23 protein-coding genes and 1 pseudogene are annotated in these 23,202 nt (G+C 71.8%); 6 read left to right on the top strand and 18 right to left on the bottom strand.

Annotated features, from left to right (window positions below; all coding sequences use genetic code 11):
• Positions 1-21 precede the first annotated feature (21 nt).
• Together K4B79_RS23085 and K4B79_RS23080 are read right to left on the bottom strand one after the other, a co-directional pair.
• Positions 22-303, bottom strand: coding sequence for a YciI family protein (locus tag K4B79_RS23085; protein WP_232028772.1), 282 nt, complete (start codon positions 301-303; stop codon positions 22-24).
• Positions 300-1,019 (bottom strand): nuclear transport factor 2 family protein, encoded by a 720-nt coding sequence (locus tag K4B79_RS23080; RefSeq protein WP_232028771.1) that lies wholly within the window; start codon positions 1,017-1,019, stop codon positions 300-302. The genes K4B79_RS23085 and K4B79_RS23080 overlap by 4 nt, the downstream gene beginning before the upstream one ends.
• Before the next feature lie 147 nt (positions 1,020-1,166).
• Between K4B79_RS23080 and K4B79_RS23075 the strand changes: the two genes are divergently transcribed.
• From K4B79_RS23075 to K4B79_RS23065, 3 genes and pseudogenes are all read left to right on the top strand, one after another.
• The gene (locus K4B79_RS23075) at positions 1,167-1,994 is read left to right on the top strand and encodes a class I SAM-dependent methyltransferase (RefSeq protein WP_232028770.1); all 828 of its coding nucleotides are present in this window, start codon (positions 1,167-1,169) and stop codon (positions 1,992-1,994) included.
• A gap of 240 nt (positions 1,995-2,234) precedes the next feature.
• Complete coding sequence (gene rho, locus K4B79_RS23070; RefSeq protein ID WP_232028769.1) at positions 2,235-3,377, top strand: transcription termination factor Rho; 1,143 nt, start codon at positions 2,235-2,237, stop codon at positions 3,375-3,377.
• A 95-nt stretch (positions 3,378-3,472) separates the two neighbouring features.
• Positions 3,473-4,357, top strand: a pseudogene (locus K4B79_RS23065) (D-alanyl-D-alanine carboxypeptidase family protein); the annotation flags it as partial.
• An 11-nt stretch (positions 4,358-4,368) separates the two neighbouring features.
• On the opposite strand, the gene K4B79_RS48335 reads toward K4B79_RS23065, so the two are convergent.
• From K4B79_RS48335 to K4B79_RS22995, 14 genes are all read right to left on the bottom strand, one after another.
• Entirely contained in the window at positions 4,369-5,748 is a 1,380-nt protein-coding gene (locus K4B79_RS48335; protein WP_308280468.1) for a glycosyltransferase 87 family protein, read from the bottom strand.
• Positions 5,745-7,139 carry a polyprenol phosphomannose-dependent alpha 1,6 mannosyltransferase MptB gene (gene mptB, locus K4B79_RS23055; RefSeq protein ID WP_232028767.1) on the bottom strand — a complete coding sequence of 465 codons (1,395 nt, stop codon included), beginning with the start codon at positions 7,137-7,139 and terminating at the stop codon, positions 5,745-5,747. Before mptB ends, K4B79_RS48335 begins: the two co-directional genes overlap by 4 nt.
• 185 nt (positions 7,140-7,324) lie before the next feature.
• The gene (locus tag K4B79_RS23050) at positions 7,325-8,257 is read right to left on the bottom strand and encodes a glutaminase (RefSeq protein WP_232028766.1); all 933 of its coding nucleotides are present in this window, start codon (positions 8,255-8,257) and stop codon (positions 7,325-7,327) included.
• Positions 8,258-8,293: 36 nt separating this feature from the next.
• Positions 8,294-9,706, bottom strand: coding sequence for an aspartate ammonia-lyase (gene aspA / locus K4B79_RS23045; RefSeq protein WP_232028765.1), 1,413 nt, complete (start codon positions 9,704-9,706; stop codon positions 8,294-8,296).
• 117 nt (positions 9,707-9,823) lie between these two features.
• Entirely contained in the window at positions 9,824-10,840 is a 1,017-nt protein-coding gene (locus K4B79_RS23040) for an asparaginase (protein WP_232028764.1), read from the bottom strand.
• Positions 10,841-10,892: 52 nt separating this feature from the next.
• Entirely contained in the window at positions 10,893-12,329 is a 1,437-nt protein-coding gene (locus tag K4B79_RS23035; RefSeq protein ID WP_232028763.1) for an amino acid permease, read from the bottom strand.
• Positions 12,326-13,021: a FadR/GntR family transcriptional regulator gene (locus K4B79_RS23030; protein ID WP_232028762.1), complete on the bottom strand. Its 696-nt coding sequence runs from the start codon at positions 13,019-13,021 to the stop codon at positions 12,326-12,328. The genes K4B79_RS23035 and K4B79_RS23030 overlap by 4 nt, the downstream gene beginning before the upstream one ends.
• A gap of 175 nt (positions 13,022-13,196) precedes the next feature.
• Positions 13,197-14,033, bottom strand: a complete 837-nt coding sequence (locus K4B79_RS23025) for an undecaprenyl-diphosphate phosphatase (protein WP_232028761.1) — start codon at positions 14,031-14,033, stop codon at positions 13,197-13,199.
• Positions 14,034-14,118: 85 nt separating this feature from the next.
• Positions 14,119-14,493, bottom strand: a complete 375-nt coding sequence (gene crcB, locus K4B79_RS23020; protein ID WP_232028760.1) for a fluoride efflux transporter CrcB — start codon at positions 14,491-14,493, stop codon at positions 14,119-14,121.
• 2 nt (positions 14,494-14,495) lie between these two features.
• Positions 14,496-14,870 (bottom strand): DUF190 domain-containing protein, encoded by a 375-nt coding sequence (locus tag K4B79_RS23015; protein WP_232028759.1) that lies wholly within the window; start codon positions 14,868-14,870, stop codon positions 14,496-14,498.
• Entirely contained in the window at positions 14,867-15,319 is a 453-nt protein-coding gene (gene crcB, locus K4B79_RS23010) for a fluoride efflux transporter CrcB (RefSeq protein WP_232028758.1), read from the bottom strand. Before crcB (K4B79_RS23010) ends, K4B79_RS23015 begins: the two co-directional genes overlap by 4 nt.
• Before the next feature lie 163 nt (positions 15,320-15,482).
• Positions 15,483-16,445 carry an SMP-30/gluconolactonase/LRE family protein gene (locus tag K4B79_RS23005; protein ID WP_232028757.1) on the bottom strand — a complete coding sequence of 321 codons (963 nt, stop codon included), beginning with the start codon at positions 16,443-16,445 and terminating at the stop codon, positions 15,483-15,485.
• A gap of 62 nt (positions 16,446-16,507) precedes the next feature.
• Entirely contained in the window at positions 16,508-16,795 is a 288-nt protein-coding gene (locus K4B79_RS23000; protein WP_232028756.1) for a helix-turn-helix domain-containing protein, read from the bottom strand.
• 205 nt (positions 16,796-17,000) lie between these two features.
• Complete coding sequence (locus K4B79_RS22995; protein WP_232028755.1) at positions 17,001-19,022, bottom strand: beta-galactosidase; 2,022 nt, start codon at positions 19,020-19,022, stop codon at positions 17,001-17,003.
• Between the two features lie 198 nt (positions 19,023-19,220).
• On the opposite strand from K4B79_RS22995, the gene K4B79_RS22990 reads away from it, so the two are divergent.
• Together K4B79_RS22990 and K4B79_RS22985 are read left to right on the top strand one after the other, a co-directional pair.
• On the top strand, positions 19,221-20,252 hold the full coding sequence (locus tag K4B79_RS22990) for a LacI family DNA-binding transcriptional regulator (RefSeq protein ID WP_232028754.1): 1,032 nt from the start codon (positions 19,221-19,223) through the stop codon (positions 20,250-20,252).
• Positions 20,253-20,413: 161 nt separating this feature from the next.
• The gene (locus K4B79_RS22985; protein WP_232028753.1) at positions 20,414-20,764 is read left to right on the top strand and encodes a VOC family protein; all 351 of its coding nucleotides are present in this window, start codon (positions 20,414-20,416) and stop codon (positions 20,762-20,764) included.
• Positions 20,765-20,824: 60 nt separating this feature from the next.
• Here the strand turns inward: K4B79_RS22985 and K4B79_RS22980 are convergent, their stop codons facing one another.
• On the bottom strand, positions 20,825-21,667 hold the full coding sequence (locus K4B79_RS22980) for an MBL fold metallo-hydrolase (RefSeq protein WP_232028752.1): 843 nt from the start codon (positions 21,665-21,667) through the stop codon (positions 20,825-20,827).
• Between the two features lie 179 nt (positions 21,668-21,846).
• Here K4B79_RS22980 and K4B79_RS22975 point away from each other — a divergent pair, with 179 nt between their 5' ends.
• Positions 21,847-22,236 (top strand): MarR family winged helix-turn-helix transcriptional regulator, encoded by a 390-nt coding sequence (locus K4B79_RS22975; protein WP_232028751.1) that lies wholly within the window; start codon positions 21,847-21,849, stop codon positions 22,234-22,236.
• Between the two features lie 35 nt (positions 22,237-22,271).
• On the opposite strand, the gene K4B79_RS22970 is transcribed toward K4B79_RS22975, so the two are convergent.
• On the bottom strand, positions 22,272-23,120 hold the full coding sequence (locus K4B79_RS22970) for a LysR family transcriptional regulator (protein WP_232028750.1): 849 nt from the start codon (positions 23,118-23,120) through the stop codon (positions 22,272-22,274).
• Positions 23,121-23,202: the final 82 nt, after the last annotated feature.

Raw genomic sequence — 23,202 nt, 5'->3', positions numbered from 1 at the left:
CTCTCGCGGATCGTGTGCGGTTCAGTCCCACACCGGCCGTACCTCCACCGGGCCGCCGCCCAGCGCGGCGGAGTGCCGTGCGGCCAGGGCCACGGCCTCGTCGAGGTCGGCCGCCTCCACGAGGTCGAGGCCGGCGACGTACTCCTCGCCGCGGGCGAACGGCCCGTCGCTGAGCAGGACTTCGTCGTCCCGGGCGCGCACGGTGGTGGCGTCGTCCGGCGGGCGCAGACGGGCGGTGAGTCCCTCACCGGGGCGTGTCACCTCGTCGCTCTCCGGCAGGCAGACGAACAGCACGTACTTCACGGCCGTCCTTCGACCGCCACGGACACGTGCTCGTGGACGATCACCCAGCGCGGCCCGATGTTCCGGTAGCCGGTGGTCACGCGCACCACCTCCTCCAGCGGCGTCCCGTCCGTGCGGGTGGCGTGGACGCGGACGAGAGCGTGGCCGAGGGCGATGCTCTCGTCGGCGTGGACGCGGAACTCCCGTGTCTCGCGTCCGACGGGTCCGGTGGTCCTCGCGAACTCGCTCTCCCACAGCTCGCGCAGGGCGTCGGTGCCCCGCCGCTCCCGGCCCGTGCCGGAGTGGAAGACCTCCGCGTCCGGCGCGTAGCAGGACAGCAGCCGCTCGACGTCCCGTTCCCGCAGCGCCTCGGCGAGGTCGGCGTCGAGGCGGCGGATCTCCGTCCCGGCGTCCTCCTCGTCCCACAGGGCGCGCACCTCCACGGACCCGTCGGCGGCCCCCGGGTGCCGGGCCGCCACCCGTACCGCCTGGTCGAGGTCGGCACATTCCAGCAGGTCGAATCCGCCGACGTACTCCTTCGTCTCCGCGAACGGCCCGTCGGTGCGCAGGACTTCGCCGTCCCGCACCCGTACCGTGACCGCCTCGGCGGCCGGCCGCAGCCGGTGCCCGTGCAGCCTGACACCGTCGGCGCCCTGCTCCTCCACCCACGGCTCGACGGGCTTCGCGGCGGCGGGGTCGCCGGAGTCGTCACCGCGGACGAGCATCATGTACTTCATGGATCCTCCCGATCCTCGTGACCTTCCTACACCTCACCGACGAACGGGACCCGACCGAATCGACACCCGGTCGCGGAAATCCAGCACCGCGACCGGAGCGGGCCGGGCGGGCTCGTATTGCGCGCCCGTTCGCGGTTGGATGGCGTCATGACCACCGAGGACCACGCGCGGCTCATGCGGGCCAACCAGGCGAACTGGGACGCCCGCACCCCCGTCCACCTCGCCAGCCGGTTCTACGGCCTCGACCAGGACGTCGACCCGGAGCGCTGGTTCGCCGCGTTCGAGTGGGAGGACCTCGGCGAGCTGGGCGGCCGTGACGTGCTGCACCTCCAGTGCCATCTGGGCACCGAGACGATCGCCTTCGCGCGGCGCGGGGCGCGCGCGGTCGGGCTGGACTTCTCCGCCGCGTCCGTGACGGCCGCGACCGACATCGCGGCGAAGGCCGGCGTGGACGTCGACTACGTGCGGGCCAATGTGTACGACGCCGTCGAGGCCTTGGAGGGACGACAATTCGACGTCGTGTACACCGGCAAGGGCGCGCTGTGCTATCTGCCGGACCTGGCGCGATGGGCCGGGGTGATCGCTCGACTCCTGCGCCCGGGCGGCCTGTTGTACATCGTCGAGTTCCATCCGCTGCTCAACTCCCTGGGCCCCAAGCCCGCCCCGGACGAGGGCCCCGAACTGCTGCTGCGCCACGACTACCTGGGCGGCGCCGGCCCCGTGCACCGGGACGCCACGCACACCTACACCGACGGCCCGGCCGTCGAGCGAGCCACCGACAGCTTCGAGTGGATGCATGGAATAGGAGAGGTCGTCAACGCGTTGACGGGGGCAGGACTGAGTGTCCGCCGCCTCCGCGAGAGCGACGAACTGCCGTGGCCGCGCTGGCCGCACATGCACCGCACGGCGAGCGGCTGGTGGCGGCTTCCCGAACCGCGGATCCCGCTTCTCTACGGCCTTCTGGCCGGCCGCTGACTGACCCTGTGCTACTCTCTGGCTAGCACTTGTGTACGCCCCGCTGTGGGCGCCGGTGCCGGTTTCCTTTTCTCATCGCCGACCGACATGTCGGCTCTTCAACACCACCTCGTCATCACGGCACTCCTGTCGTACCCGAGGTGCTGTTTCCGCCGCCCGAAGGCGCTGTCCGCCTTCCCCTCGCGGCTTCTCCCCTTCCCGCATGTCCCATGCCTTCCGTCCGTGAGAGGACCCCCCTTCATGACCAGCACACTCGAACACTCTCCCGCCCAGCAGCAGCTTCCGGCCCTGGTCGCCACCGGTGTCCTCGACATCGACGCGCACGGCAAGGGGCACCTGCGGGGCCTCGACCTGCTGCCCTCCCCCACCGACCTCCAGGTCCCGGCCGCACTCGTACGCCGGTACGGCCTGCGCAGGGGCGACCTCGTCGACGGCGTACGCGGCACCCAGCGGGCCCTGACCGAGGTCGCCCGGATCAACGGGCGCCGTCCCGAGGAGCAGCGCGACCGCCGTCACTTCCGTGACCTGACACCGCTGCACCCGCGGGAGCGGCTGCGGCTCGAACACCCCGCGTCCGGGCTGACCGGCCGCGTGACCGATCTGATCGCCCCCGTCGGCAAGGGCCAGCGCGGGCTGATCGTCGCTCCGCCCAAGACCGGCAAGACCGTGATGCTCCAGCAGATCGCGGCCGCCGTCGCCGGCAACCATCCCGAGGCCCGGCTGATGGTCGCGCTGCTGGACGAGCGCCCCGAGGAGGTCACCGACATGCGCCGCTCCGTGCGCGGCGAGGTGTACGCCTCGACCTTCGACCGGCCGGCCAAGCAGCACATCGCCCTCGCCGAACTCGTCGTCGAACGGGCCATGCGGCTCGTCGAGGCGGGCGAGGACGTGGTCATCCTCCTCGACTCCCTGACCCGGTTGTGCCGGGCCCACAACAACGCGGCCGCCACCGGCGGCCGCACCCTCAGCGGCGGTGTCGACGCGACCACGCTGCTCGGCCCCAAGCGGTTCTTCGGCGCCGCCCGGCTGGCGGAGGAGGGCGGCTCGCTCACCATCCTCGCCACCGCGCTGGTGGAGACCGGCTCCCGTGCCGACGACTTCTACTTCGAGGAGCTCAAGAGCACCGGCAACATGGAGCTGCGGCTCAGCCGCGACCTCGCCTCCCGCCGTGTCTTCCCGGCCGTCGAGATCAACCCCTCCGGCACCCGCCGCGAGGAACTCCTGCTTCCCCCGGCCGAGTTGGCCACCGTCAGCGGCCTGCGCCGCGCGCTCCGGAGCCGGGACGGGCAGACCACCACCGAGATCCTGCTGGAGCGGCTGCGCGAGACTCCGGACAACGCGACGTTCCTGCGCCGGATCCAGCCGACGCTGCCCGCCGGCTGACCGCGAGGGCGATTCCGTGTGGCATCCGGGTGCTCACGTGCCCCGTACGGCCCGGGCACCGTCGGGTTCGGCGCGTCCGTTCCTACGTTTGCGGTATGACGATCGGATTTACTTCCCGGGCTGCCCTGTCCACCTGCGCGCTGTGCGCGGCGGGCCTCCTGGTGCTCGCGCCGGCCGCGACGGCGGCCCGTACGACACCGGGCCCCGATGTTCCCGGCGGGCAGCGGGTGGCGGCCCCACAGCCGGACGTGCTGTACCGCCCCGGCACGCATGTCAGACCGCGGGCCGGCGCTCCCCGGGTGCCGCGTGTCTCGGCACTGTCGTGGGTGGTGGCCGACGCCGGTACCGGTGAGGTGCTGGCGGCGCGCGACGCGCACCGCAGACTGCCGCCCGCCAGCACGCTCAAGACCCTCTTCGCGCTCACCGTGCTGCCCGTCCTGCCGGGCGGTCTGCGGCACACGGTCCGGGAGGACGAGCTCCGGGGAATCGGCCCGGGCAGCAGCCTGGTCGGGGTCGCGGAGGGACGGACCTACCGGGTCTCCGATCTATGGCGCGGGGTGTTCCTCAACTCCGGCAACGACGCCGTGCACGTCCTGGCCGCACTCAGCGGCGGCCGGCGCTCCACGGCCGCCCGGATGCAGGCCAAGGCCCGCTCCCTCGGCGCCCGCGACACACACGTGCTGTCGCCGGACGGATACGACACACCGGGCCAGGTCTCCTCGGCCCACGACCTCGCCGTCTTCGGCCGGGCGGGGCTGCGCAGTCCCGAGTTCACGCGGTACTGCGGCACCGTGCGGGCCCGGTTCCCCGGCGGGCGCGGATGGTCGTACGTCATCCAGAACACCAACCGGCTGCTGACCGGCTCCGACGGTGTGGAGCCGTACCGGGGGCTGGTCGGCGTCAAGAACGGCTACACCAGCGAGGCCGGTCACACGCTGATCGCGGCCGCCCGTCGGGGCGGGCGCACGCTGGTGGTGACGGTGATGAACCCTCAGTCGGGCGGCGGCTTCGCGGTGTACGAGGAAGCCCGCGCCCTGCTCGACTGGGGGTTCGCCGCCGACGGGCGGGTCGATCCGGTGGGATCGCTCGACGCGCCGCGCGCCCGCCCGCGTCCCGGGCCGGAGGTGCGGCCCGCCGCCGCCGTGGCACCCACCGAGGAGGACACCTCGGGCTGGTCGGCGACGGGCGCGATCGCGGCGGCGGCGCTGGGCGGAGCGGCGCTGACGGCACTGTTGCTGAGGCCCAGGGCCCGCCGGTCGGCGGGGAGTTGACCGACGGGCAGCCACCCCAGCAGGCCCAGGGTGATCCAGGTGTAGGCGTTGCTGCCGAGGAAGCCGTCCACGCCCGAGGCGTCGTCGAACCAGAGCCAGACCACGCTCGTGCACAGCACCGCGTACAGGGCGGCGGCGACGCGCGGTCGCCCGGCGCGGACCAGGACCGCGAAGGACGGCAGCAGCCAGACGAGGTGGTGGACCCAGGTGATCGGGCTGACCAGGCACGCGGTGAGACCGGTGAGGGCGAACGCCGTCACCCACTCCCCCGCCGCGACCGCCCGGCGGGCGCGCACCACCCACACGCACAGCACCGGCACGACCGCCGCCGCCCACACCATCCGGTCCGGTTCGCCCAGCCGGGCCAGGATGCCCTGGAGCGACTGGTTGGAGACGTAGTCGAGACGGCCCACCCGGCCGGTGTCCCACATCGCCACGGTCCAGTAGAAGCGGGAGGCGCCCGGGGCGACCCAGGCCGCGAACGCCGTCGCCCCGGCCGCCACGAGGGTCGCGAGCGCCGCCGCCCGTCGGCGCCCGGCGAGCAGCAGCAGGCCGATGAAGATCGCCGGCGTCAGCTTCACCGCGGCCGCAAGACCGATCCCGATGCCCGCCCAGCGCTCCCGGCCGGTGGCCAGCAGCCAGGCGTCGATCAGGACGAGGGCCAGCAGCAGGAGGTTCACCTGCCCGAAGCTCACCGTGTCGCGCAGCGGTTCGAACAGGGCGAGCGCGCAGACGCCCAGCGCGCACCCGTACCAGCCGTGGCGGCGCCAGCCGGGCCCGACCAGGACGCGCAGCACCACCGCGAGCGCCACCAGATCGAGCAGCAGGGCGACGGCGATCGCGGTGTGCAGGCCGAGGAGCGCCATCGGCAGCATGGCGACGGCCGCGAAGGGCGGGTAGGTGAAGCCGTACGTCGTCCCGGGCACCCGGTAGTCGTAGAGCCGTCCGCCGTGGTGGATCCAGGTGTCGACGGCTCCGTGGTAGACGCGCAGGTCGAACCAGTCGCGCAGCAGCGGCACGGTCGCGGTGAAGACCGTCACGCAGGTGACGACGGCGAGCACCAGCAGCAGGCGCCCCCGGTCCGTGGTCGGCGCCCTCATGCCGTACGTCCCGCCATCGGAGCCAGTTCCGCCTGGTGGGCCTGCCACAGGACGATCACCGCGAGGACCCCGCCGGCGACGGCCAGCACCAGCTGGCCGGTGTCGGCCGGGCCGCCGCTGGGCAGGGTGGCGAGCGCCAGCACACCGGTCACCGCGGCCACCCGGCGCCGTACCGAGGTGCTGGGCGCGGCGGCCGCTATCAGGAACAGGCCCCACAGGGCGTACCAGGGGCGGATCGCCGGGCCGAAGGCGGCCACGGCCGCGAGGCTCAGGCCGAGGGCGTACACCGGGCGCGGGCCCAGGCGCAGCCATATCGCCACGACGGCGACCACGGCGGCGACGATGCCCAAGGCGTGCCAGGCGGGGACGGCCAGGGGCGCCAGATCGCTTCCCAGGTGTTCCAGCAGGGCCCCGGTGGCCCGGCCGAGCAGGCTGGTGAGCGCCCAGTTCTGCGGGGAGACGGGGGTGTTGAGCGCCCTTATCCAGCCGTAACCCGTGCCGGCCACGGCCGTCGCGACGACCGTGGTGACCGCCGCCGCGACGGCCGTGACGACGACGGCTCTGACCCGGTCCCCGCCCGCCCGCACCTGGAGGACGACGACCGCCGCGAGCCCGAGCACGGCGGGCGCCTTCACCAGGGCGGCGAGGGTGGCCAAGACGGCGCCCAGCACCGGCCACCGGCCGAGCGCGGCGACCAGGCCGACGCCGAGCAGGCCGAGCATGACGGCGTCGTTGTGGGCGCCGGCGACCAGGTGGAGCAGGACGAGCGGGTTGAGGGCGCCGAGCCAGAGCGCGGCGGCCGGATCGGCGCCGCTGTGCCGGGCCAGGCGGGGCAGCGCGGCGGCCATCAGCGCGACCCCGAGCAGCGCGACGAGCCGCATCCCGAAGAGGCCGGCGGGCAGTTCACCCCGGGTCAGCCCGGACAGCACCGAGGCGACACCCAGGAACACCGGGCCGTACGGGGCACCGGTGTGCTGCCACAGCGGGGCGACCTCGGCGGCGAGCGGACCGCCGAGCCGGGCGGGGCCGTGGGCGTAGACGTCCATGTGCGCGTCGACCATGGCGCCCTGGGCGAGATAGCTGTACACGTCCCGGCTGAACAGCGGGGGTGCGAGCAGCAGCGGGGCCGCCCAGATCACCAGGACGGTGAGCAGGGCGCGCGGGCTCGGGGGTTCGGAGCCGCGCACCAGCCGTCCGAGCAGCGCCCAGGCCGCGATCAGCAGGACGACCCCGAAATAGGCGCCGACCAGGCCGAGGGCGGCGTGCGCGGAGGACGGGGCCAGGAGCTCCCGGACGGGCAGGGCTCCCGCGGTCTCACCGCCCGCCGCGAGGAAGGCGGTGCCGGCCAGACCGAGGATCTGGCAGCGGCGGAGATCGACGGGGAAAGCCATGGCCAACACATGGGGAAGCCTGGCAACGCCGGGTGGCCGGAAAGCGACGCGGGACCCTCCGGGCGGGGGCCTGTGTGTGACCGGCCCGTGAGGGGTCCCGGCACCAAGACGCGGCGGCCGGCCCCGCGGTCCCGCCAGGCCGGGCCTCCGGTGACCACCCCGACGGCCCCGATACGACGACCCGTCTAGAACACCGAGACACCGGTGAGGGTCGTGAAGCGGTCCAGTGCCGCCACGCCCGCCACCGAGTTGCCCCGTTCGTCGAGCCCCGGGCTCCACACGCACAGCGTGCAGCGGCCCGGGACGACCGCGATGATGCCGCCGCCCACCCCGCTCTTGCCGGGCAGGCCGACCCGGTAGGCGAAGTCGCCGGCCGCGTCGTAGGTGCCGCAGGTCAGCATCACCGCGTTGACCTGCTTGGCCTGGCTCTGGCTGAGCAGGCGGCTGCCGTCGGCGCGGACGCCGTGCCGGGCCAGGAAGGTGGTGGCCAGGGCGAGGTCGGCGCAGGAGGCCGTGATCGAGCACTGGCGGAAGTACTGGTCGAGCAGGACCGGAATCGGGTTGTCGATGTTGCCGTAGGACGCCATGAAGTGGGCCAGGGCCGCGTTGCGGTCGCCGTGCGCGGCCTCGGAGGCGGCGACGTCCCGGTCGAAGTCCAGTTTCGCGTTGCCGCTCTCCGAGCGGAGGAAGGCCAGCAGTTCGCCGGCCGCGTCCGCGGTACGGGTCTGGAGGCGGTCGGTGACGACGAGCGCGCCCGCGTTGATGAACGGGTTGCGCGGGATGCCGTTCTCGTACTCCAGCTGCACCAGGGAGTTGAAGGGGTTGCCGGAGGGTTCGCGGCCCACGTGCTCCCAGAGGTCGTCGCCCTCGCGGGCCAGGACCAGCGCGAGGGTGAAGACCTTGGTGAGGGACTGCGTGGAGAACGGCTCGCGCCAGTCCCCCACGCCGTACACCGTGCCGTCCAGCTCGGCGACGGCCATGCCGAAGCGGCGCGGGTCGCGGGCCGCGAGCGCCGGGATGTAGTCCGCGGGCCGGCCGCGGCCGGGGGTGCGCTCGATCTCGGCCGCGATGCGTTCCAGAACCGGCTGGAAGGTCATCGACGACGTCATGATCACCATTGTGCCTCTCCGCCGGTCCCGGTGCGCTCTGCCGGGTCAGGCCGGGAGCGGTCCGCTGCCCGCCAGGATCTCCGGGCGCAGCAGGTCGGCGAGCGTCTCGGCGGGCAACAGGCCCTTCTCCAGGACGAGTTCGGCCACTCCCCGGCCCGTGACCAGGGCTTCCTTGGCGATGTCGGTGGCGGCCGTGTACCCGATGTGCGGGTTCAGGGCGGTCACCAGACCGATGGAGTTCTCCACGCTCGCCCGCAGCGCCTCGGTGTTGGCGGTGATGCCGTCCACGCACCGCTCGGCCAGGGTCAGGCAGGCGGCCCGCAGATGTGTGACGCTCTCCGACAGGGAGTGCAGGATGATCGGCTCGAAGGCGTTGAGCTGGAGCTGCCCGGCCTCCGCGGCCATCGTGATGGTGACGTCGTTGCCGATCACCTCGAAGGCCACCTGGTTGACCACCTCGGGGATCACCGGGTTCACCTTGCCCGGCATGATCGACGAACCGGCCTGCACGGGCGGCAGGTTGATCTCCCCGAGGCCCGCGCGCGGCCCGGAGGACAGCAGCCGCAGGTCGTTGCAGCTCTTGGAGAGCTTCACGGCGATCCGCTTGAGCACCCCCGACATCTGCACGAACGCCCCGCAGTCCTGGGTGGCTTCGACCAGGTTGGCGGCGGTGACCAGCGGCAGCCCGGTGATGGCGGCGAGGTGGCGACGGGCCGCCTCGGCGTATCCGGCGGGAGCGTTGAGTCCCGTGCCGATCGCCGTGGCACCCAGGTTGATCTCATGGATCAACTGGACGGCCTCGTCCAGACGTTGACGGTCCTCGCCCATCATGACGGCATACGCGGAGAACTCCTGACCCAACGTCATGGGCACCGCGTCCTGCAACTGTGTACGGCCCATCTTGAGCACGTCATGGAACTCGACCGCCTTGCGGGCGAAGGAGTCCTCCAGTACGGACATCGCCTCCAGCAGTCCACGCACCGCGTACACCGTCGCGATCTTGACTGCCGTCGGGTAGACGTCATTGGTGGACTGGCCGAGATTGACGTCCTCGTTGGGGTGCAGATGCCGGTACTGCCCCTTCTCGAACCCCAGCAGCTCCAGCGCCCGGTTCGCGATGACCTCGTTGGCGTTCATGTTGGTCGAGGTCCCGGCGCCGCCCTGGACGACGTCCACGACGAACTGCTCGTGCAGCTTGCCCTCCCGGATCTCCCGGCAGGCCTCGACGATCGCGGCGGCCTTCTTCGGCTCCAGCAGCCCCAGCTCCTCGTTCGCGAGAGCGGCGGCCTCCTTGACGGCGGCGAGGGCCTCGATCAGGTGCGGGTAGGCCGAAATCGGCGTTCCGGTGATCGGGAAATTCTCCGTGGCACGCAGGGTGTGCACACCCCAGTACGCCTCGACGGGGACGTCACGGTCGCCGAGCAGATCGTGTTCGCTACGGGTGACGACGGCGGTCATGGTAAACGGGTCCTCTTTCGGAGGGGGTGAGGGTGGCGCGCCCTTTAGGGGCGCGGGGAACTGCGCGACCAGCCACAGACGGCCCGCAGTCGCGGAAACTACAGATCCGGCACACTCTTAGGCGCAGGCAGGCACAACAACCGGCTCCAGCGACCGAACGGGCCGCACACGCCCAACCTCACGGCCACCCCCAAGCAGCGCCTCACCTTGGAACTCCGCGAGCAACTCCGCCGACACCCCGGCCCGAGCCAACGCCATCGCCGCGACAGGCACCCGCGCCCGATTCGCCCCATCCGCAATCTTCACGGCGACGGCCCGCCCGTCAGGAAGCGCGGCCACCTGAACACCCTCGAAGCCGTCCTTGGACAACAACCCCGGCACGGCCCGCATCAACGCCGCCACATCCCGCCCCGCACCGGACGCCATCTCGGCATGCTCCCGCATCGCGTCGGCCACCCGGGCCTCCGGCGTGCCCGGCGCCGCGGAGGTGATCCGTGCGGTGGCGCGCGCGAGGCCGTGCAGTGACACGGAGAAGAGCGGCGCCCCGCACCCGTCGACGGTCACCTGGGCGATCCGCTGTCCGGTCAGGTCCTCGACGATCTCCGCGACGGCCTGCTGGAGCGGGTGCCCGGGATCGAGGTAGCCGTCGAGCGGCCAGTCGTTGAGCACGCAGGTGTAGAGCATCGCCGCGTGCTTCCCGGAGCAGTTGTGGGCGATCCGGGAGGGCAGTCGCCCCTCTCGCACCCAGGCATCGCGGACGACGGGGTCGAACGGCATGTCCGGCACGTTGCCCAGGGCGTCCTCGGTGACGCCGGCCAGCTCCAGGATCCGCCGGGTCCCGGCGAGGTGGCGTTCCTCGCCGGAGTGGCTCGCGGCGGCGAGGGCGAGCAGGTCGCCGTCCAGCGGCAGCCCGGCCCGCACCATGGCGACGGCCTGGACGGGCTTGATGGCCGAGCGCGGGTAGAACGCGGCCTCGATGTCGCCGAGTTGGAAGTCGACCCGGCCGTCCGCACCGAGGACGACGACGGAGCCGTAGTGGATGCCCTCCACGACACCGCCGCGTATCAGGTGGGCGACGGGGGCGTGGAGGGGCTCGCGGATCAGGGGTGCGTCCGCGACGGAACTGCTGTACATCACTACCTGTTTCTCGGGAGGCGTCCCGCGGATCGCGCGGGGCGCGGGCGGGTTAGGGCCTGTCGGTGGACGCACTGGCCACCCGGCCGCGGACGGCGAACCACCCGGCGACCAGGGCCCCGACGATGAGCGGCAGGCACAGCACGGTGGTGCGGCCGGCGCCTCCGTCGGCGTACATGAGGACCAGGACGGAGGCGAGGAAGGCCAGCGTCACGAGTTCGGTCCAGGGGGAGCCCGGCAGTCGGTAGCCGGGGCGGCTGAGGTCGCCCTTCTGGGTCTTCTGCCAGAAGAGCAGGTGACAGACCATGATCATGGCCCAGGTGGACAGGATGCCGATCGCGGCGAAGTTCAGCACGATCTCGAACGCGTCATCGGGGACGACGAAGTTGAGGCCGACGCCGAGCACGCAGATGCCGCTGGTGAGCAGGATGCCGCCGTAGGGGACCTGGCTGCGGCTCATCACCGAGGTGAACTTCGGGGCGGAGCCGGACATCGCCATGGAGCGCAGGATGCGGCCGGTGGAGTACAGGCCGGAGTTGAGCGAGGACATGGCCGCGGTGAGGACGACGAGGTTCATCACGCCGCCGGCCGCCGGGATGCCGATGTTGGACAGCACGGTGACGAAGGGGCTCTGGCCGGAGGTGTACTTGTTCCAGGGCAGGAGCATCGACAGCAGGAGGACGGAGCCGACGTAGAAGAGGCCGACGCGCCACATGATCGAGTTGATCGCCTTCGGCATGATCTTCTCGGGGTTCTCGGTCTCGCCGGCGGCGACGCCGACCAGTTCGACGGAGGCGTAGGCGAAGACGACGCCCTGGATGATCAGCAGCATGGGCAGCAGACCGTTGGGGAAGACGCCGCCGTTGTCGGTGATCAGGGCCGGGCCGGGGGTGGTGTCGCCGACCTCGTGCTGGGTGACCAGCAGGAAGATGCCGATCAGCATGAACGCCACGAGCGCGCCCACCTTGATGATGGCGAACCAGAACTCCAGCTCGCCGAACATCTTCACCGAGATGAGGTTCACGGTGAGGACGACCGCGAGGGCGATCAGTGCGATCACCCACTGCGGTATGTCGGAGAACATGCCCCAGTAGTGGGTGTAGACGGCCACCGCGGTGATGTCGGCGATGCCGGTGGTGGCCCAGTTCAGGAAGTACATCCAGCCCGCGACGTAGGCGCCCTTCTCGCCGAGGAACTCCCGGGCGTAGGAGACGAAGGCGCCGGAGGACGGGCGGTACAGGACGAGTTCGCCGAGGGCCCGGACCACGAGGAAGGCGAAGATTCCGCAGACCGCGTAGGCGATGAACAGGGAGGGGCCGGCGTCGGCGAGGCGGCCGCCGGCGCCCAGGAAGAGGCCGGTGCCGATCGCGCCGCCGATGGCGATCATGTTGACGTGCCGGTGCTTGAGGGTCTTGCTGTACCCCTCGTCTCCGGCATCGACATGGCTGGAACGTTTCTGCACGCCGTCGTGCAGGGACTGCTCGCTCACGCCTGGGGCTCGCCTTCCGTGGGGGTGTCCGTGCCGGTGTCCGTGCCCGCGTTCGGGGGACGCACGATGTCGGTGAGGGTGGTCTCGACGCGGTCGAGGTGGTGGGACATGGCCTCCACCGCGTCGTGTTCGGAACCGTCGATCAGCGCCTCGACGATGGCCCGGTGCTCGCGGTTGGACTGCTCGCGCCGGCCGCCGAGTTCGTTGAGAAACGCCGACTGGCGGGCCAGTGCGTCGCGGATCTCCTCGATGACCCGGCGGAAGACCGGGTTCTGGGCGGCCTCGGCCACCCCGAGGTGGAACAGCGTGTCCATCGCGACCCACGCGGTGGTGTCGGTCTCCCGCTCCATCCGGTCCAGGAGGTGGGCCAGGTGGTCGAGGTTCTCCGCGGTGCGGCGCCGGGCCGCGTACCCGGCGACCGGGATCTCGACGTGGCGGCGCACCTCCAGCAGGTCGCTGGCCGCGTAGTCGCCGAAGGTGGGGTCCTCGACGGCGTCGGCGACGACGAAGGTGCCCTTGCCGGTCTTGGAGACGGTCAGGCCCATGGTCTGCAGGGCCCTGAGGGCCTCGCGCAGGACGGGCCGGCTGATCTCCAGGGTGCGGCAGAGCTCCGCCTCGGAGGGGAGCTTGTCGCCGATGGCGTACTCGCCGCGCTCGATGGCGCCGCGGAGGTGCGCCAGGACCGCTTCCATGGCGCTGACGCGCCGCGGAGGCTGACTGGCTGTCCGGCTGTCTGACAGGTTCACGGGAGTGATACTCCGGGTGGCGTGAGCCCCCTGTCAAGACAGCTGAAAGGATCTTTTCAACGAAGGTGGGGCCTGAAAGAGGCCCCACACCCGGTGGGCCGGCGGCGCGGGGCGCCCGCTGTCAGCTGCTGATCCCGCCCATGGCCAGCAGTCCGAACAGCAGCACGCCGACGAAGATCCGGTAGACCACGAAGGCGTTGAAGGAGTGCTTGGCCACGAACTTCAGCAGCCAGGCGATGGAGGCGTAGGCGACCACGAAGGAGACGACGGTGCCGGCCGCGAGCGGCACCGCGCCCACGCCCGTGCCCAGGGCGTCCTTCAGCTCGTACAGGCCGGCGCCGGTCAGGGCGGGGATGCCGAGGAAGAAGGAGAGCCGGGTGGCGGCCACGCGGTCCAGGTCGAGGATCAGCGCCGTGGACATGGTGGCGCCGGAGCGGGAGAAGCCCGGGAAGAGGAGGGCGAGGATCTGCGAGCTGCCGACCAGCATCGCGTCCTTGAAGGAGGTGTCGTCCTCCCCGCGCTTGTGCCGGCCCATCTGGTCGGCCGCCCACATCACACCGCTGCCGACGATCAGCGAACCGGCGACCACCCACAGCGAGGCGAGCGGCCCCTCGATGAGCGGCTTGGCGGCCAGGCCCACCGCGACGATCGGGACGGTCGCGCAGATCACCCACCAGGCGAACTTGTAGTCGTGCCGGTCGCGCTCCTCCCGGTGGACGAGCCCGCGGCCCCACGCGGAGACGATCCGCACGATGTCCTTGAAGAAGTACACGAGCACGGCGGCGATCGCCCCGACCTGGATCACGGCCGAGAACCCGACGACGGCGTCGTCGTCGACGGGGATCCCCATGAGCCCCTCGACGATCTTCAGATGGCCGGTGGAGGAGACCGGCAGGAACTCGGTCACCCCCTCGACGGCTCCGAGGACGACGGCCTGACCGACGCTGATGACGCTCATGGGATCCCGTTCTTCTCAAGGGGGGCGCGAGGCACGACGTGTGCGGCGGGGACAGTCTTACTACACGCGTACGTGAGCCGATTCCCTACGCCCAGGCCGCCTGCGCCAGCGCGACTCCCACGAAAACCGCCCCGAGTCCGGCCGTCACACTGCCGATCACGTTGACCGCGGCGTAGAACCCGGCCCCCGTCTCGGTCAGCCGGAGCGTCTCGTAGGAGAAGGTCGAGTACGTCGTCAGCGCCCCGCACAGGCCCGTGCCCAGGAGCAGTTGGAGGTGCGAACCGGCGGCCCCCGCGGCCGCGGCACCGGTGAGCGTGCCGAGGACCAGACAGCCCGTGACGTTCACCGCGAAGGTGCCCCAGGGGAAGACCGAGTCGTGCCGGGACTGCACCGCGCGGTCGGTGAGGTAGCGCAGCGGGGCACCGACCATCGCACCCATGACGACCAACAGCCAGTTCACAACTACTTCTTACCCTTCACGCCCGGTTTGCCCCGGTTGCCGTCGCGGCCGACGTACCGGACGACCTCGCAGTCGTCGAGCGTCACCAGGCCCTCGGTGACGAGTTCGTCGAGCTGCGGCAGGAACGCCCGTACGCGCTCCTCGTCGTCGACGATCACGACGGCGACCGGGAGGTCCTCGCTCAGCGACAGCAGGCGCGAGGTGTGGATCAGGGAGGAGGCGCCGAATCCCTCGATGCCCCGGAAGGCGCTGGCGCCCGCGAGACCCGCCGCGTGGGCACGGTGCACGATCTCGCTGTAGAGCGGCCTGCGGTGCCAGGTGTCGTGCTCGCCGACGAAGACGGTCAGGCGCAGGGCACGACCGGTCGGACCCGTCATGACTGCCTCCACTTCAGGACCCGGCGGGTGGTCGCGGCCGCGAGCCACACCGCCGTGAGCGCCGCGAGGACGGTCGCGGCGAGGTAGGCCAGGCCCGTGCGGGGATGGCCCGCGTCGACCAGCTTCTCGATGTCGACGGCGTACGTCGAGAAGGTGGTGAAGCCGCCGAGGACGCCGGTGCCGAAGAAGGGCCGGACCAGGCGGTGGGCGGCCCACACGTCGGTGATGACCACCATGAACACGCCGATCACGGCACAGCCGACGACGTTGGTCCAGAAGGTCGCCCAGGGAAAACCGCCCGGCGGCGCGGGCCAGTGCAGGGCGAGCGCGTAGCGGGCGGTGGCACCGAGGGCACCGCCGAGCGCGACCACGGCGACGACGGGTGCCTGCCCCTGACGGACGCGCGTCCGCGCGGCCGGGACGTCGGTGGTGGTCTCCTGGGTGCTCATGTCGTGCGTCTCCTACTCGCCGGGGCCCGGGCAGCCGGGCGCGCGCCATCGCAAGTAGGGACCGTTGGCGGCCTGAGCCGCGGTTCGGGTACGGCGGGCCCCACCGCCGCGCCGCGAGGTGATCGCGGCCGGTCAACAGGTTAACCCCGGGGTCGGGTCCGGGTCATTTCGGGGCGGGCGCCTCGCAGACCGCGATGCCGTGCTCCCACAGACTGCCCAGGATCAGGTGGTCCCCGCTCCGGCAGACGCTGGTGACGAAGCGGAAGCCGGAGTGGCGGCGGGCGAGGTGGTGCACCACGTCACCCTCGTCATCGACGGCCAGGACGCCGATCATGCCCGTGGGACGGTAGGGGGCGCGGACCGCCAGGCGCGCTGCGCCCCGGCGGACGGCCGGTGCGGCGCGGTGCAGCAGGTCCAGCGGCGGGACGCGGGGTCCGGCCAGCGACACCCAGATCGGGCCGCCCTTTCCGGCCCGCCAGAGGTTGTCGGGCATCCCCGGCAGGTTCTCCAGGAAGGGGTCGCTCTCCCCCGCGCGGGGGCCGGTGAGCCGGTAACGGGTCAGGCGGCGCGCGCCCGTCTCGGCGATCACGAGGAAGGACTCGTCGCCGCTCACCGCCAGTCCGTTGGCGAACTGGAGCCCCTCCAGCAGGACTTCGGGCGTCTCGCTGTCGGGGGCCAGGCGCAGCAGCCGGCCGGTGCCGGTGTGTTCGACAATGTCGCCGATCCACTGGTCGAGGGGGTAACGGCGACTGGAGACGGTGAAGTACATGCTTCCGTCGGAGAGGGCGACGACGTTGCTGGCGAACCGCAGCGGCTGCCCCGCGACCGAGTCGGCGAGGATGCGCACGGTGCCGTCGGAGAGCTCGACACGCAGCAGGCCGAGGTCGGCGTCGCACACCAACAGCCGGTCGTCCGGGAGGAGTTCGAGACCGAGCGGCCTGCCGCCGGTCTCGGCGAGCACCTCGACCCGCGCCGTGGCGGGATCCGCCACCCCGTCCACGCGGACGATACGGCCGTCCTCCAGCCCGGTCAGCACCCGCCCGCGGGAATCGGCCACCACGTCCTCGGGGCCGCGGCCGCCGAGCACGAGGTAGTGGTGGGGGACGAGAGCCGCTGGACGGTCCATGGAGGTCTGCCCTTCGCTGTCGGGACGGTGCAGGGCGGACGTGTACCCCCGCGGTCCGTCGGCTACCAGCCCTTTTCGAACATGCGCGCCACCTCGGCGATCCGCATCTCGTCGCGCCGGTAGTGGGTGCGCCGCCGGATTCTCCTGGTGCGCAGCAGGCCGATGTCCGCGAGCAGGTCGAGATGGGTCTCGGCGACCTCGCGACGGACGCCGAGCTTCGCGGCGACGGCGTCCGCGGTGACCCCGTCCTCGACGAGGTCGCCGTGTTTCGGGGGCGGGAAGTGGGCGGCCGGGTTCTTCAGCCATTCGAGGATGTCCAGGCGCCTGTCACCGGTCGGAGCCCTCAGCATCGTCGTCCCCTCCGTCCGAGCCGCCTCGTGCCGCGTCCCCCTACTGTCCCGCAGTCGCGGCCGCCCTGTCCGGGACTCCCCAACCTTGTCCGACATCGAACTCTTTTGCCACGTAGGTCAGTTCGATACAGGGTGTCACCGACGGGCCCGGGGACATACCCCTCCGCCCGCGGCTCGTGGCACGCGCGGGCGGAGGGGGGTCGGTTCAGCCGTCGAGTCGTACGACCCGGACGTCGCCCGCCGGGACCGGCAGCCGGCCCGCGGCACGCTCACCCGTCAGCAGCTCGGTGCCGTCCGCCTCCAGCGGCACCTTGACGTCGGCGGCGGTGTGGTTGATCGCGAACAGATAACTGCCCGACTCGCCGGTGCGGCGCACCACTTCGACGTCGCGGGGCAGGTCGGCGCGGGCGTCGACGCCCGCGTCCTCGATCGCCCAGCCCAGCAGCGCGTCGAGACCCTGGGCGCCGAGGCGGGTGGAGACGTACCAGGCGGTGCCCCGGCCGTGGCGGTGCCGGGTGACGGCGGGATGTCCGGCCGTCAGCCCGTCGGCGTACGTCCACACGGGCTCGGCGCCGCGCGGCACCACGACCTCGGTCCACACGTCACCGGTGAGCTCCGAGCCGTCGGGGCCGGTGACCCGCACCGACTGCCCCGGCAGCAGCGGCGAGAACTCCTCGACGGTCAGGCCCAGCACCTCGCGCAGGGCGCCGGGGTGGGCGCCCTCGTGGACGGCGTCGTTCTGGTCGACGATGCCGGAGAAGTACGACACGACGAGGGTGCCACCGTTCTCGACGTACTCCCGGAGATTGCGTCCGGCCTGCTCCGTCATCAGGTACAGGGCGGGCACGACGACAAGGGGATAGGCCGACAGGTCGGCTTCCGGGTGGGCGAAGTCGACCGTGAGGTGACGGTCGTAGAGGGCCTCGTAGAAGGCGTCGGCGCGCTCGCGCGGGTCGTGGTCCTCGCTGGGCCGCCAGTCGAGGGTCTGCGCCCACCAGGAGTGCCAGTCCCACAGGACGGCCACGTCGGCGGAGGTGCGGGTGCCGCGCATGGTGCTCAACGAGTCGAGGGACGCGCCCAGTTCGACCACCTCGCGCCAGACGCGGGTGTCGGTGCCGCCGTGCGGGACCATCGCCGAGTGGAACTTCTCGGCGCCGCGCCGGGACTGGCGCCACTGGAAGAACATCGCGCCCTCGGAGCCGCGGGCGACGTGGCCGAGGGAGTTGCGGGCCATCTGACCGGGGGCCTTGGCGGGGTTGCGGGGCTGCCAGTTGACACCCGAGGTGGAGTGTTCGAGCAGCAGCCAGGGGGCACCGCCCGCGACCGAGCGGGTCAGGTCGGCGGCCATCGCGAGGTTGACGTGGGTGCGGCGGCCGTCGGTGATCAGGTAGTGGTCGTTGGTGACGAGGTCGACCTCGCGGCCCCAGGCCCAGTAGTCGACCGAGTCGCACTGGCTGAGCGCGACCATGAAGTTGGTGGTGACCGGGATGCCGGGCGACAGGCGGTGCAGGATGTCCCGCTCCGCCACGAAGTTCTCCCGCATGGTGGCGTCGGCGAACCGCTTGTAGTCCAGCGCCTGGCCGGGGTTGCCGACGGTGGCCGCCGTGCGCGGCGGGTCGATCTCGTCGAGGTCGGTGTAGTGCTGGCCCCAGAAGGCGGTGCCCCAGGCCTCGTTGACCCCGTCGACCGTGCCGTACGTCGTGGTCAGCCAGCGGCGGAAGTGGGCGGCGCAGGAGTCGCAGTAGCAGGCGGAGACGGGGACGCCGTACTCGTTGTGCACGTGCCACATCGCCAGGGCCGGGTGGCCGGCGTAGCGCTCGGCGAGCTTCGTGGTGATGGTCGTGGCGGCCGTGCGGTAGTCGGCGTTGCTGTGGCAGATGGCCCCGCGCGAGCCGAAGGCGAGGCGGACGCCGTCCGCCGTCACCGGCAGCGCTTCGGGGTGGGCGCGGTAGAACCACGCCGGGGGCACGACGGTGGGGGTGCCGAGGTCGACGCGGATGCCGTTGTCGTGCAGCAGGTCGAGGATGCGGTCCAGCCAGCCGAAGTCGTACGCGCCCGGCCGGGGCTCCAGCAGGGCCCAGGAGAAGATCCCGACGCTCACCATGGTGACGCCGGCCTCCCGCATCAGCCGGACGTCCTCCTGCCAGACGCTCTCCGGCCACTGCTCCGGGTTGTAGTCCCCGCCGAAGGCAAGCCTGGTGAGGCCCCTGGGGGTGGTCTCCGGCATCGATCTCTCCTGGTTCGGATGATTGGGAGCGTGCACACACGGTGTCACAGCGCGACGGCCAAGATAACCGCATAGAGGTGATCCTTGCCAAGAGGCGAGGCAGCAGCTTCTGCTGTGCACGATCACAGTCCGTGGTCGATCCCGGTGTCCATCCGGTGGTTCGGACGGACGCCGTCCGCCCTCCGGGGCCTTAAAGTCATGACCATGAACAGTTCGGGGGGCCGGCGCAAGCCGCCGACGATCCACGACGTCGCGCGGGAGGCGGGTGTCTCGCGCGGCACCGTCTCGCGCGTGCTCAACGGCGGCCACTACGTCAGCCCCGCCGCCCACGAGGCGGTCAACGCCGCCATCCGCAAGACGGGTTACGTCGTCAACCGGCATGCCCGGTCACTGATCACCGGGCGTTCCGACTCGGTGGGCTTCCTGCTCACCGAGCCGCAGGAGCGGTTCTTCGAGGACCCGAACTTCAATGTTCTGCTGCGCGGCTGCACGCAGGCACTGGCCGCCCACGACATCCCCCTGCTGCTGATGCTGGCCGGCACCGAGGGCGAGCGGCGGCGCATCACGCGGTACATCACCGCCGGGCACGTCGACGGGGTGCTGCTGGTCTCCAGCCATTCCGGGGATCCGATCGCCGAGCAGCTGCGCGCGGCGGACGTGCCGCTGGTCGCGTGCGGTAAGCCGATCGGGCTCGGTTCCCGGGTGAGCTACGTGGCGGCCGACGACCGGGACGGCGCCCGCGAGATGGTGCGGCACCTGCTGTCCCTGGGCCGCCGCCGGGTCGGCGTGGTCACCGGGCCGCTGGACACCCCGGGCGGTGTCGAGCGGCTCGCCGGCTACCGGGAGGTGCTCGCCGAGGCGGGGATGGAGGCCGACGAGCGGCTCGTCGTCTCCGGCGACTACAGCCGGGTCAGCGGCGAGCTGGGCGCCGAGCGGCTGCTGGCACAGGCCCCCGACATGGACGCCGTGTTCGTCGCCTCCGACCTGATGGCCCAGGGCGTGCTGACCGCCCTGGAGCGGGCCGGACGCCGGGTGCCCCAGGACGTGGCCGTCGGCGGCTTCGACGACTCCCCGGCCGCCCTCGCCACCCGCCCCGAACTCACCACGATCCGCCAGCCCTGGGACCGCATCAGCTCCGAGATGGTCCGCGTCCTGCTGGCCCAGATCGGCGGGGAGGAAGCGGCGGCGGTGATCCTGCCGACGGAGCTGGTGAAGCGGGAGTCGACGTGAAGGCGTCGGCGTAAGGGCTCCGGATCGGCTCGATCGGCTCGCCCCGGCGACCGGTCAGGATCGGAGAAGCCACCCGCCGCTCCCCCGGCCTAGCGTGAAACCACCGACACGGACAGCCGTCGGCATTCACTCACAGGCATTCACTGACCGAGGAGCACGCCATGACCGCCGGACTCAAGACGATCATCTACCCCGTCAAGGACCTCGCCGCGGCGAAGGCCCTGTTCAGCGCGCTGCTGGGGACGGAGCCGTACGCCGACGAGCCGTACTACGTGGGCTTCAAGGACGCGGGTCAGGACGTCGGACTCGACCCCAACGGGCACGCGCGGGGCATGACGGGGCCGGTCCCCTACTGGCACGTGACCGACATCAGGACCTCTCTCGCGGCCCTGGTGGACGCCGGCGCGGAGACGCTCCAGGAGGTCCAGGACGTCGGCGGCGGCAAGCTGATCGCGTTCGTGAGGGACGCGGACGGCAACCTCATCGGCCTGACGCAGGATCCGGTCGCCTAGCGATTCCCACGGCGCGCCGTGCGGGGCGGTGCCCGATGCGCCCGGCGAGCCCGGCGGGTCTCAGGACACCACCGGCTTCGCCGTCGCCGCGATGATGCCGTCGAGGAAGTCCTGCCCCGGCTCCTCCCATGGAGGCAGTTCCGGCACCTCGCGGATGATGTCGAACGCCTCGTCGATCATGCCGCGGTGGATCGTGGGGGCGTGGCAGGACGCCGCGGTGTCGATGCCGAGGTCCTGGACACGGTGCACGTGCTGATTGAACTTTCCGGTGTCCAGCCACAGGTGCCACGGATGGTTCAGCCGGTTGCCCAGCAGCATGCCTTCCCGCCACGCCTTCGGGTCCAGGTCGGCGGCGTCCTCGGCGGGGTGCGGCACGGCTGTGGCGAAAGTGTCGGCCGCCCAGTAGACCCGTGTCGTGGCGTCGAAGAGTCCACGCGTCGTCGGGTTGTCGAAGAACGGCGGCCTGACCGCCAGGAGTGTGCGGTCCCCGGCCTGGAAACTCTCGCCGTCGCGCACCCAGCGGGCGCGGTTGAACGGCATCCAGAACTCCTCGGTGTCGATGGCGTAGCGGGCCATCGAGAACCACGTGGTGACCAGGGTGGCGTTCGGGCAGGCGGCCATGACCTCACGGACGTTCCCCGCGTGGTCGTGGTCGTCGTGGGTCAGGAAGACCCAGCGCACATCGGCCGGATCGACGAGGCTCCAGGCGTGGTCGAGCCACTGCCGCCGGTTCGAGGGCGCACCGGTGTCGACCAGCACGGGCTCCGTACCGGTGATGACCATGGAGTTGACGTAGAACATGCCGACCGGTGGCGCCTCCAGCAGCTGCGGGATGACATACGTCTCCGGCGCGATCCTGTACGGCTCGACCTTGGGCTCGAAGATTCCTTCGGCGGTGGTCATGGCCCCGCCTCCTCGTGAGTGTGAGACCCGTGGAACAGAACGGGCACTCCGTGGTGCTTCACTCCATCCTGCGCCGGTGCGGCGCGCCGGCACCACCGCTCACGCACGTAACGCACCTTACTTGCAAGCGCACAAGTTGCACGCTCAACAAATGGCCGGTTCGGTGTTACCGTGCAGATATGGCAGTGAAGACGGTCGAAGCCGACCTCGAGGAACGCTGGCGGGACATCCTGTCGGTGCACGCGCGCACGATGTGCGAGATCGACCGCGTGCTGCATCCGCACGGACTGGGCGCGAGCGACTTCGAAGTGCTCGACATGCTCGCCACCGAGTCACCCCGGGAGGGCGACCAGTGCCGGGTGCAGAACCTCGCCGGACGGGTGCATCTCAGCCAGAGCGCGCTGTCCCGGCTCATCGGCCGGCTGGAGAAGGACGGCCTGGTGGAGCGTTCGGTCTGCATGGAGGACCGCCGGGGGGTGTGGGTGTCCCTCACCCGCAAGGGCCGTGATCTGCACGCCGAGGTCCTGCCGCTGCAACGCGCGGTCCTGGACCGCATGCTGAACGGCTGATCCCCGCCCCTCCCCGCTGTCGGCTCGGCCCGCTGTCAGCTCAGCAGATCCCGTACGGCGGCGAAGGCCGCCTCGACCGTCGCCGGGTCCGCGCCGGGGCGGGCGAGCGCGCTCATCGGGATCGGGGGAACGGCGGGCAGCCCGTCGTAGGGCGCCAGGCCGTCCGGGGCCGGGCCCACCGACGCCAGGAGCGCCACCCCCTGGCCGGTGCGGGCGATGTCCAGGACCCCCGCGAGATAGCCGGCGTCGCCGACGACCGTGGCCGACACCCCCTGCGCGGCCAGCGTCGCGATGGCCCGGCGACGGATCGCGCAGGGGTCCTCGATGGCGACCAGCGGCACCGGGGCGGGAGCGCGCGGCGGCTTCCAGCCGGGGACGGCGTGCCAGGTGAGCGGGAGGCCGCCGACCGGTGTGCCCTCGGTGGCGGCGGCCTCGGTGACGTACACCGCCACGTCGACGCTGCCGCGTTCCACCGCCTCGACCAGGCGGGCCGAGCGGTCGATGCGGAAGCGGACCCGGCTGCCGGGGCGCACCTCCCGCACCGCGGCGGTCAGCCGCGGCAGGAACTGGTCGGCGGCGTGCTCGGTGGAACCGACGGTGACGGTGTCGCCGTCCGGGTCGAGCAGGGTGCGCACGGCCTCGTCGTGGACGGCGAGGATCCGGCGGGCCTGTTCGAGCAGCAGACGGCCCTCGGGGGTGAACCGGGTGCCGCGGCCCTCGCGTTCCACGACCGGCCGCCCCAGGGTCTTCTCCAGTCTGCGGACGTGCTGACTCACCGCGGACTGGCTCAGGGACAAGGCCCGGGCGGCGCGGTGGAAGCCGCCGCAGTCGGCGACCGCGGTCAGGCTGCGCAGGGCCACGATGTCCAGGACCGGTTGGGGCATGCGGGGACAGTAACCCGCACGGACGATCGATCGCGATTCCTGATCGGTTTCGATGCGGAATCGTCGTTGGACGCCGTCCGCG

Origin of the sequence: Streptomyces lincolnensis, assembly GCF_021173675.1 — a bacterium.
Classification (GTDB): Bacteria; Actinomycetota; Actinomycetes; order Streptomycetales; family Streptomycetaceae; genus Streptomyces; species Streptomyces lincolnensis_B.
This window is presented reverse-complemented; position numbering and strand designations above follow the sequence as displayed.